Genomic DNA, 10,854 nt, shown 5'->3' with positions numbered 1-10,854 from the left:
AATTGTCGTTTTTGAGGTGTTGTCCAGAATGGCATTATCCCCGTGCAACATAAGATTGCCGGGAATAAAAATAATTACAATTCTGCCTTACTGGAAGATACATGAAAATCAAACCCCTCCCGCCTTTAAATAGCCTCGTTGCGTTTGAAGCGTCGGCGCGGCACTTGAGTTTTACGTTAGCCACTGACGAGCTAAACGTGACCCAAGGTGCTATCAGTCGCCAAATTAGACAATTAGAAGAATACTTAGGCAAGGCTATGTTCACGCGAGCCAATCGAAGCATTAATTTAACGCCTACAGGTCTTCAATATTATCAAGCTGTCAGCCAATCTTTGCTCGATATTGCTCAAATCACGGGTGAAGTGAAGAAATGGCAGGGCGAACAAAAGATCACGGTTGCGACGACAAATGCAATGGCAGCCTTGTGGTTGTTGCCTAAGGTTGCTCAATTTCAAAATGAACATGATGACATCGATATAAGGATATTGGCCTCAGATAATGTGTTGGACTTACGCCGATTAGATTGCGATCTCGCCTTGTTTTATTGTCGCACTCCACCTGCGGAAATGGATGTGACAACGCTATTTTCAGAAGAGGTATTCCCTGTGTGTAGCCCGCTTTATTTAGAGAAAATCGGCCAGCCTAGTGAGCCAGAAGAAATCTTCAATAAAACGTTACTCTATCTGGAAGAGTCTCAAAGAGATTGGGTGAATTGGGAGCAGTGGTTTGCAAGTGTGGGGTTGCCAAATATTTCGCCTCGTAATCGCATGAACATCAATAACTATCCAATGCTGTTACAAGCGGCAATTAATGGTCAGGGAATCGCGTTAGCCTGGGGGTCATTAGTGGACGACTATTTACAAAGCGGCGCTTTGGTTAGGCCAGTCGAACACGTGCTTTCAACACCTTCCAATTTTTCTATGCTTGAACCTAAAAATAGAGGTTTAATCCCAGCCAGCGTCAAACGTTTTAGAGAATGGCTTTTGCATCAGTTGCCAGATGAGGTAGGTGATCGAGGCTTAGCTTAAATCAATAAGCAGAGAAAATAACAGAGTTTGGTCATGTTAAAAAAGCGGGAATATCAGTTCCCGCTTTTTTAATTGATTGATGAAACGACGCACTAACTTAGTACTGGTCCCTGATTAAGTGTGGAATCATCTTTCAGCGAGGATCTTGAAGCGATAGGCTCGGAAGCCACAGTTTTGCTTTCAACAAGCGGTTCAACAGGACCATCAAGTTTCTCTTGCTCTGGGTGAACATGCTCAGGAAGCATTGCCCATGGCTTAGGTTCGCGTCGAATACTATGGAACAGCGTTAAGCTCATCACCGCGATAAAAATCGCGATAGGGAAACCGGCAATAATGGAGGCTGTTTGCATTGCTTTTAACCCTCCTGCATATAGAAGCACTCCCGCAATGGCAGCGATCATGATTCCCCACAATACGCGTATAGACGTAGGAGGCTCACTGTGCCCAGCGGCATCGAGGGTACATAGAACCAAGGTACCCGAGTCTGCGGAGGTAATGAAATAAGTACCGAGCAATAGACACGCAAGCACGCTAAGGAGTTTACCAAACATACCTGTATCTAGATTGTCGAATAGCGTAAACAAAGCGCGTGTCGTATCGGCTTTAGTCGCTTCAAAAATCGGGCCGCCAGAGAAATCCGCAGGTGGTGTTTGTTTGGCTTCTTGTGCCGCAGTGACTTGCTCTTGATGAGCAACACGAGCGTCTTGCTCTACCTTCAACGCTGCACCACCAAATACTGAAATCCATAAAAACGTGATCAGCGTGGGTACGATGAGAGCACCGCCGATAAGTTCACGTATTGTGCGTCCTTTAGAGATACGAGCCACAAACATGCCAACGAAAGGTGCCCAAGTCATCCACCAAGGCCAGTAATAAGCCGTCCACCAGTTTTGCCAGCCAGAGTCATTCTGTGCATCGCTCCATAAGCTCATACCGACAATGTTTTGTGCATAAAGCCCCGTACTTTCGAGTAGCGTATTTAAGATATAGCGAGTTGGGCCAATGTAAAGTACGACTAGCACGAGTGCGAGTGAGAGCAGCATGTTCCATTCTGATAAACGGCGAATACCTTTTCCTACACCAGATAGCACCGACGCAACCGCACAAGTACAAAGGGAAACGATAATAAAGAGTTGAATCCCCAAACTAATATCTAGACCAAAGGCTTGATTCAAACCAGAGTTTATTTGGATAACTCCCATCCCCAAGGTTTGAGATATACCGAAAGCGGTCACCGCGACTGTTAGGATATCAACCGTGTGTCCGATAGGCCCATAAATACGATCACCAATCAAAGGGTACAAGATAGAGCGTAGGGTAAAAGGCAGATCTTTACGGTAGGAAAAGTAAGCTAATGCGAGTGCCACAATGATAAAGACAGACCAAGGATGTAGGCCCCAGTGAAAGAATGTCAGTTTCATTGATGTTGTTGCGGCTTCATTGGTCAGGCCTTGAGTAAATGGGTTGTCAGCGTAATGCCACATCGGTTCGGCGACCGACCAGAAAATCAAGCCTATCCCCATGCCTCCGGAAAAAAGCATGGATACCCAAGACAAATAACTAAACTCTGGTTTTTCGTCATCTTTACTCAAACGAATATGCCCATATCGACTAACCATAAGGTAAAGAAGAAAACCGACAACGAGTGAAACAAGTCCGATGTAAAACCACTTCATATTCTGCAGCAAAATGCCGGAAATCGTTTCGAAGTATTGGCCCGCTTGGTTGGCGAGAATGGCGCAGAAAAGTACAAAACCGATAACGACGATCTTTGATGCGATAGTCACAGTCGGATTGAGTCCTTTCAATATCCCAGATGTTGCTCTCATAGGCATCCCTCACAGTGCGTTTGTTTTAGCGTTATTGTTTGTTGCGTTATTGTTAATTTTTGAAAGAGAGTAGAGAGAGGGCTTTTGTGTTTCAACTGATTAATACTCATCGGTTAATGAGTATTAATCATGACAAGAAGATCATTGTTAATTAAAAGGTTATTTTTTTGTTCGAGATCAATGCATGAATGACAAAAACTCATCCAAGCCCGGCGAAAAAGTCGTTTGTTTGTTGCCGGGTTGTTAATCAAAATCATCTCCACTAACACAACACGATGTTGTACGCACTGGATGCAACTCGACTCTCGGAGATAAGAATATGAGTAATGTCAACCAAACCATTATTCCTGTTGAACTTGTTGATAATGTACTGAACCCAATCAGTGAAGCAACAGGAATGCCGAATCAGGCCTACACCAGCGAAGAGTATTTTACTTTTGAGCGTGATCAGGTGTTTGGTAACACTTGGGTATGCATTGGTTTTGCATCAGACCTGCTTAAAAATGGCTATGTGATGCCACTTGATTTCATGGATCTTCCACTACTCATGATGAGAAATCGTCAAGGTGAAGTCCAAGTCTTCCACAACGTATGTAGTCATCGTGGTATGAAGCTGGTGCATGAGGCAGGCGAAGTTCAAGGCATGATTCGCTGTCCTTACCATTCATGGACGTACGATCTTGACGGCAATCTAAAAGGCACACCACACATTGGTGGTATCGCAAAACACAAAGATGACCGATTTAAGTGTGAAAAGCATGGCCTTAAGCCACTTCGTTCAGCCGTTTGGATGGACATGGTATTCGTCAACTTATCGGGCAAAGCAGAAAGCTTTGAAGAGCATATCGCGCCGCTAGAGCAACGTTGGCAGCAATTCTTAGGTGAAGAAGGATTAGGGCTTCTTCGCCGCGTGAACATGGGTGGCAACTTAGAGATAGAAGTGAAAAGTAACTGGAAGCTTGCCGTAGAAAACTACTGTGAAGCTTACCACTTACCTTGGGTGCATCCGAGTTTGAACAGTTATTCTCGCCTAGAGGATCACTACAACATCATGTTTGCAGAGCGTTTTGCTGGCCAAGGTAGTCTCGCATACAACCTCTCTGATACTGCAGGAACACACTTACCTAAATTTCCAAGCTGGCCAGAAGATAAACTGCGTCATGCAGAATATGTTGCACTCTTTCCAAACGTGTTGCTTGGTATTCAAGCCGATCATGCCTTTGCAATGATGATTGAACCAATCACTGCGAATAAAAGTGTTGAGCACCTACGTGTTTTCTATGTGGGTGATGAAGCAACGAAAGATGAGTTCGCTGCGTGCCGTACTGCTACCGTTGAGTCATGGCGAGTCGTATTCGGCGAAGATATTGGAGCGGTCGAGGGCATGCAGGAAGGTCGTTACTCACCTGGCTTTGGTGGTGGTGTGTTCTCACCAGAAATGGATGTTCCGACGCATTTCTTTCAAACCTGGTTGGCAAAGCAAGTGAAAGCGGCACTGGAGCAGTAATATGATGCATTACCTTAATTATATTGATGGTGAGTGGTGCGATTCAGAGCAAGCGCTGACCGTCATGAACCCTGGCACAGCCGAAGCGTATGCGACGGTTGCAGAAGCCACTATCACCGATGCAGATCGCGCAATGGCAGCGGCACGTCGAGTAGTCAATCAAGGCGTTCTTTCGGACGTTCGTCCAGCCGTCAGAACCGAGTGGATGTTAAAAGCCGCCGCGGCTATTCGTGAAATGGTTGATGAAGGTGGGTTAGTTGCCTGCCGTGAAAATGGGAAATCTTTGCAAGATGCCAAAGATGAGTTTTTAGAATCGGCACGTTACTTCGAATACTACGCTGGCATGGCCGACAAGCTGGAAGGCACGTCAATTCCGTTGGGTAAAGATTATGTCGATTTCACCCAATATGTGCCGTTTGGTGTGTCAGTGCAGATTGTGCCGTGGAATTTCCCAGTTTCTATTTGTGCACGCTCATTAGCACCTGCATTAGCTGCTGGTAACGCAGTGGTGATCAAATCGCCAGAGATTTCCCCACTCGCTATGACGTTGTTGATTAAAGCGATTGAAAAAGCGGGTTTCCCAAAAGGCGCGATTAACTTGCTATGTGGCAAAGGCTCCGTAGTTGGCAGCCACTTGGTGCAGCATCAAGACGTTGATCAAATTGTCTTTACAGGTTCTGTGCCGACCGGCCAACGCATACTGAAAGATTCAGCGCAACGCGCCACACCATCTGTGATGGAGCTGGGTGGTAAATCGGCCGCTATCGCACTGAAAGATGTGAGTCTCGAAACGCTTTTACAAAGCGTTCAAGTCGGTATTTTCTTTAACGCTGGTCAAGTTTGTTCGGCAATGTCTCGTTTGCTAATTCAAAAAGAGCGTTATGAAGAAGTAAAAGCGGCGGTAGTGAAAATGGCGCAAGACCTAACCATTGGTCAAGGTGAAAGCCAGCCGGATATAACACCGTTGGTATCGGCTGATCAACAAGCGCGCGTGCTTGAAATGATAGAACAAGCAAAAGCCGACGGCGCGAACATCCTAACGGGTGGATACGCCCCTGATTTGTCGGGTTACTTTGTGGCACCGACGGTGATTGAAGCCTCACCAGATATGCGTATTGCTCAAGAAGAAGTGTTTGGTCCTGTACTGGTAATTACACCGTTTGAAACCGAGCAAGAGGCCGTTGAAATCGCGAATGGCACCGATTTTGGCCTGGTCGCTGGTGTCTTTGGTGAAAGCCTAAACCAAACATTGCGTGTGGCACAGCAACTGCGTGGTGGACAAGTGTTCATCAATGAATGGTTTGCTGGTGGCATCGAAACACCATTTGGTGGCGTGGGCTTGTCCGGGTTTGGGCGAGAAAAAGGACAAGAAGCGATTTATAGCTACGTCCAGACACGCAATATTGCCATTCGTTTGCAGCAAGACAGCAACGTATAGCTACCGTGTAACTGTATTTTCATCACCTCGTACCGGCTTGGATTTCAGACCACAAGCTAGGGCGAGGTTGATGGAATCACAACAAATCTGACAGCGGTTTGTAAACACGGAAATTCTGAACAAGGTAGTTGGAGTATAAGTGATGAGAAAGTGGCTCTGTATTATTTGCGGCTTAATCTATGATGAAGCACAAGGTTGGCCATCCGATGGAATTGCACCAGGAACAGCATGGGAAGATGTACCGGATGACTGGTTATGTCCTGACTGTTTAGTGGGTAAGGCCGATTTTGAAATGATCGAAATCACCGACGATGCGCCACTAGAAGAGGTTGCAGCTGTGTCTTCGGTGTCGGTAGAAGCGTCTGTTCAGCCAAATACGGCTCAGCCTCTTCCATCTGAAGTTACTCAACCTGTATTCTCAAATGACCCTATCGTTATCATCGGTAGTGGCCACAGTGGTTACCAGTTGGCGGCGGCACTTAGAGCGCAATCTGAGACGGTTCCGATCACTGTCTTTACCGCTGATGATGGCGCTTTGTACAGCAAACCAGCATTGTCTAATGCACTGGTCATGAATAAAGACGGCGACGCGCTACAAAGTGAGAGCGCGTTGGAGTGGGAAAGCCGTCTCAATATCCGAGTTTACCCGCATACCCGTGTTGAACAGATCGATCGTGCCAATTCAACGTTACATACCTCCATCGGTAAATACGCCTACAGCCGCTTGGTACTGGCAACAGGTGCATCACCGATTGAAATCCCAATTGAGGGCGATCGCTCTTGGGTTATGAGTGTGAACGACTTAGTTGATTACCGCCGTTTCAGAGCGGAGCTGCAAGACAAAAAGCGCATCGCGATCCTAGGTGATGGCTTAATTGGCTGTGAGTTCGCAAATGATCTGATCGAAAGCGGTTATGAAGTAACAGTTATCGGGTTGGGTCAATGGCCAATGGAGCGTTTGATCCCGCAACAGTTGGGTGAATCATTACAAAGCGCACTTGCCGATCGAGGCGTGCAATGGGCTCTACAAGACAGTATCACCAGAATCGAACCAAGGTCGGAATCTAGTGCGGTTTTACATCTAAACAGTGGCAAGCAGATTGAAGCAGATCTAGTGCTGAGCGCGGTTGGACTCAAGCCAAATGTTTCTCTGGCTGAGCAAGCAGGGCTCGAAGTGGGCCGCGGCATTAAAGTGAATCAATTCGGCCAGACGAGTGATGAGAATATTTACTCGCTAGGTGACTGTGTTGAAACTGAGCAAGGTTGGCAGCCCTATATTGCACCGATTAATCAAATGATCCCTTCTGTAGCGAAAAGCTTGCTAGGCGATGTCGCCCCTATCTCGTTAACACCAACTCCAGTGATTGTAAAAACGCCGATTCTTCCACTCACGATTTTCACGGTAGCCGCTGAAGAACAGGGACAATGGTACATCGAGACCCAAGCAGATGAATTGACCGCTGCGTTTTATTCACCAGAAGGAGCAATGCTCGGTTTTGCGTTGCTAGGAAGAAAAGTACAGTCATTACGCGGCCCTTGGCTAGATCAATTGTCATTGAAACTGTCAGCAGCGTAGCGGAGAAAAAAGATGATTCATTTACCCAATGATGACGTGACGTGTGGTTGGTACCATGCGTTGCCAAGTATTCCAGAAAAATCGGCGTTAAAAGGTAAACAAAGTGCTGACTATGCCGTGTTAGGTGCCGGTTTCGCAGGCCTAGCTATGGCAAGACGTTTAGCTGAACTTATGCCTAATGCACGAATTATACTGATTGATGCGCAACGTATCGGCCAAGGGGCTTCAGGAAGAAATTCGGGCTTTGTTATCGATTTGCCTCATAAGTTTTCACTTGAGCATCCCGACCCTGAGCACAAGCAAAAGTTATTATCACTCAACCGTTCTGCGATTGCTCAGCTAAACACTTTAGTGTCGAAGCACAGTATTTCTTGTCAGTGGTCAGCAAAGGGCAAATATCAAGGAGCCGTAGGGGCGCGCGGTGAAGCATATCTCGATCACTTTGAGCACCTAATGAAAGACCTTGGCGAACCATACTTCCATGTTAATGGCAGTGAGCTGGCGAAAGTCTTGGGAACAAACTACTACAGCCGCGCAATTTACACGCCAGGTGGTTATTTAATGCAACCTGCTGCTTTGGTGCGTGGGCTAGGGGAAAGCCTTCCAGAGAACGTCGAGGTGTTAGAGAACTCGCCAATCCGCAAGCTCAGTAAAGAAAACGGTTACTGGGTATTACATGGAGATAGTGGTTCTGTTAAAACCCCTGAACTGTTACTTGGCACCAGCATTTTTACTCGGGAGTTTGGTTATCTTAAAAACAGATTACTGCCAGTGATGACGTTTGCAAGCTGGACGCGTCCATTGACCGACGCAGAAATGCAACGATACGGAGGTGAGCTGAATTGGGGCCTAACCCCAGCTGATCATGCGGGAACGACGTTACGTATGACCGCTGATCGACGTATTTTGATCCGCAATACTTACAAATACGTGCCGAAGTATGGCTCAAGCATGAACGATAAAGTCAGAGAGCAAATCCGAGACGATCATCGTCAAGTCTTTTTGGCGCGTTACCCCGAGCTGGCCGACGTACCATTTACTCACACATGGGGTGGGGTATATGCCATCTCTCGTAACTTTACTAACTTTTTTGGGCAATTAGATGAAGGTGTTTATGCCAGCGCTTGTGACAATGGTGTTGGCGCTGCGTGGGGAACCATTTCTGGAACGCTGTTAGCTGACTATGTCGTTGGTGCGACATCTAAATCATTGGATGACATACAGCAAGTGACAGGAATGCCTTGTTTGAATCCGCCAGAGCCTTTTTTAGGCATGGGAGTAAAAACGCGTATCCAATTAGCAAAATGGCAAAGCCGGAGTGAATTATGAAGCAAGTCAAACTCGTTGATAGTAAAAACCTAGATTTTAATGTTCGTGGTGATACGCCGGGAATGGCGTACGTAGCCCGAGCGTTAAGCCCGGAAATTTCACCAAACATTGGCGTAGGCTTTGCTAAATGGGAAGACGCTCAAGTGGCTTGGACGGTGCTTTATGATGAAGTTATTTTCGTGATTGAAGGCTGTTTCGAGCTGACCGCAAATGGTGAAACACATTTTGTGCACCCAGGTCAGATGCTGTGGATACCGGAAGGAACTGAATTGGTTTATGGTGGGCATGCTCTGTTCGGCTATGTGGTTCATCCAGGAAACTGGAAAGAGTTACATGGTATTGAATGACTTTTATCATTTAGTAGTGTCTCGGAAAGGCAAAACAAAAAACCGATTTTTACCCATGAGTTTTCGTAAAAGAACTTAATCTCAATGGAGCAAGGGTTTCTTACTTGCTATGTTTCTTGGTCACGTTTCCAGACGTGTTAGACCTTTCTCAATTGCTATTTTATCTATCAAAAAGGGAAGCCTTGGCTTCCCTGTAATGAGTCTTCTTTTGGCTTGGCTAAATCTTTTATTTTAGCTCAAATTTACCCTGCATGATTGCCCAGTGCCCCGGGAATGAACAGAAGAATGAATAGTCACCGCCGGCTTTCATTTTCTCAGTACTGAACGTAATGCTGGTGCTTTCACCGCCACCAATTACTTTTGTGTGAGCGTAGACGCGATCATCATTTGGTTTTACGTAGTTATTTTCTGCTCTAGCTGCCATGCCATCAGTACCGACTGCTTGCAGGTTGGCTGTGTCAGAGATGACCACGTTGTGACCCATCGATTGCGCTGGCATCTTACCTGTGTGATTCAGCGTCAGTTTTACCTCTTTACAAGTGGCTGGTACGCTCAATGTTTTAGTAGAAAACTGCATCATATCGTTAGCATCTAATGACACTTCACACTCGGCACTGGCTTGGGCACCAAAGCTCATTCCGACTAATGCGAAGGTTGTTGCTAATAAACGTAAAGACATATAACACTCTCCATTTTGTATTTTAGGCTGACTTGGATTGATCTTATCCAATAGTTCTCATTATCAGCCAATTTTCACTCCAAAAACGTGCTTCAATCGGTATATTGACGTTTTGTTGCAAGCTTGTACTGGTCAGTTCCGCTATTTGATCACTCAAATACCTTATTTCATGCGATTGCGTGAGTTAAATCAAAAGTCGTGATTAGCCAGAGTTAAGGTGAAATTAATCTCGCTAAACGGGTGGAAGAATCGTTTGGTTTTAAGGTATTGGAGAGGTTTCGAGAAAGAAGCTCAGCTAAATTGCTGAGCTTCTAGAGAACAGATGACAAGTAAACCTAGCGAGTTTGTTTTAACGTGTGCAACACATCATGCAGTGAAGGTGCGACAGTATGGCCTAATTGCTTTATTTCGTCACAAGGCTCAACCAGATCAGGAATTTGATAAGTGATCATGTTCGCTGCTACCGCAGCACGTACGCCATTATTTGAATCTTCAAAGGCGAGACATTTGGTTGGATCTACGCTTAGACGACTTGCTGCAAGCAGGTAGATCTCTGGATCAGGTTTGCCGTGTGACACTTCACAGCCTGTCGTTAAGTTGTCGAAATACTTGCTTAGGCCCGCTAACTCCAACTTCTTCTGTGCCACTTCTTTTGCTGTAGAAGTGGCGACTGCAATTGGCAACCCTTGGCCTTTCAACCACTCAAGCAGCTCAATCACCCCTTCTTTTACCGGTATAGCTTGGTGCTTAACCACAGCGTCGTAACGGTCGCGCCACTCTTGGTGTAAGCGGTCAAGATCATCCCCATAAGCTTTACGAAAAATCACTTCAATGCCCGCTGCATTGCGACCAATGATTGAAAGGTAAACATCTTTATAGAAGGGTAGGTTCTGGGCTTCACATGCTTCTTGGAAAATATGCATACAGACGCGCTCAGTATCAAGGAGCAAACCATCCATATCAAAAATAGCAGCTTGGTAGTTCATTACATTAAGACTTTTTGGTTGGGATGGAGCATTTTGACACAAGCAGATCGGTTTTTCTTCTAAAAATTAGAACTTGATTTTGATCCTATGAGTTCACATTGCCTCTGAACACACTATACACAGAGTCTATAAATT

The 10,854-nt window shown here is 45.8% G+C and carries 9 protein-coding genes; 6 read left to right on the top strand and 3 right to left on the bottom strand.

The window, feature by feature from the left end; all coding sequences use genetic code 11:
• Positions 1 to 101: 101 nt before the first annotated feature.
• Positions 102 to 1,028, top strand: a complete 927-nt coding sequence (locus CAG68_RS19105; protein WP_161441518.1) for a LysR substrate-binding domain-containing protein — start codon at positions 102 to 104, stop codon at positions 1,026 to 1,028.
• A 92-nt stretch (positions 1,029 to 1,120) separates the two neighbouring features.
• On the opposite strand, the gene CAG68_RS19100 is transcribed toward CAG68_RS19105, so the two are convergent.
• On the bottom strand, positions 1,121 to 2,857 hold the full coding sequence (locus tag CAG68_RS19100; RefSeq protein WP_086047255.1) for a BCCT family transporter: 1,737 nt from the start codon (positions 2,855 to 2,857) through the stop codon (positions 1,121 to 1,123).
• 319 nt (positions 2,858 to 3,176) lie between these two features.
• Here CAG68_RS19100 and CAG68_RS19095 point away from each other — a divergent pair, with 319 nt between their 5' ends.
• From CAG68_RS19095 to CAG68_RS19075, 5 genes are all read left to right on the top strand, one after another.
• Positions 3,177 to 4,364 (top strand): aromatic ring-hydroxylating oxygenase subunit alpha, encoded by a 1,188-nt coding sequence (locus CAG68_RS19095; protein WP_161441517.1) that lies wholly within the window; start codon positions 3,177 to 3,179, stop codon positions 4,362 to 4,364.
• 1 nt (position 4,365) lies between these two features.
• Positions 4,366 to 5,802: an aldehyde dehydrogenase family protein gene (locus tag CAG68_RS19090; protein ID WP_005385881.1), complete on the top strand. Its 1,437-nt coding sequence runs from the start codon at positions 4,366 to 4,368 to the stop codon at positions 5,800 to 5,802.
• A 142-nt stretch (positions 5,803 to 5,944) separates the two neighbouring features.
• A complete protein-coding gene (locus CAG68_RS19085) occupies positions 5,945 to 7,378 on the top strand; it encodes an FAD-dependent oxidoreductase (RefSeq protein ID WP_062730916.1) in 1,434 nt (477 codons plus the stop codon).
• A gap of 12 nt (positions 7,379 to 7,390) precedes the next feature.
• A complete protein-coding gene (locus CAG68_RS19080) occupies positions 7,391 to 8,707 on the top strand; it encodes an NAD(P)/FAD-dependent oxidoreductase (protein ID WP_161441516.1) in 1,317 nt (438 codons plus the stop codon).
• On the top strand, positions 8,704 to 9,054 hold the full coding sequence (locus CAG68_RS19075; RefSeq protein ID WP_053350067.1) for an ethanolamine utilization protein EutQ: 351 nt from the start codon (positions 8,704 to 8,706) through the stop codon (positions 9,052 to 9,054). The genes CAG68_RS19080 and CAG68_RS19075 overlap by 4 nt, the downstream gene beginning before the upstream one ends.
• Positions 9,055 to 9,280: 226 nt before the next feature.
• On the opposite strand, the gene azu is transcribed toward CAG68_RS19075, so the two are convergent.
• Together azu and CAG68_RS19065 are read right to left on the bottom strand one after the other, a co-directional pair.
• Positions 9,281 to 9,733 carry an azurin gene (gene azu, locus CAG68_RS19070; protein WP_161441515.1) on the bottom strand — a complete coding sequence of 151 codons (453 nt, stop codon included), beginning with the start codon at positions 9,731 to 9,733 and terminating at the stop codon, positions 9,281 to 9,283.
• A gap of 335 nt (positions 9,734 to 10,068) precedes the next feature.
• Positions 10,069 to 10,719, bottom strand: a complete 651-nt coding sequence (locus CAG68_RS19065) for an HAD family hydrolase (RefSeq protein ID WP_005385872.1) — start codon at positions 10,717 to 10,719, stop codon at positions 10,069 to 10,071.
• Positions 10,720 to 10,854 lie beyond the last annotated feature (135 nt).

The sequence above is a fragment of the Vibrio sp. V42_P2S4T144 genome (genome assembly GCF_009904715.1).
In the GTDB taxonomy this organism is placed as follows: domain Bacteria; phylum Pseudomonadota; class Gammaproteobacteria; order Enterobacterales; family Vibrionaceae; genus Vibrio; species Vibrio alginolyticus.
The sequence above is the reverse complement of the archived record's forward strand: the minus strand, read 5'-3'. Positions and strand labels throughout refer to the sequence as shown.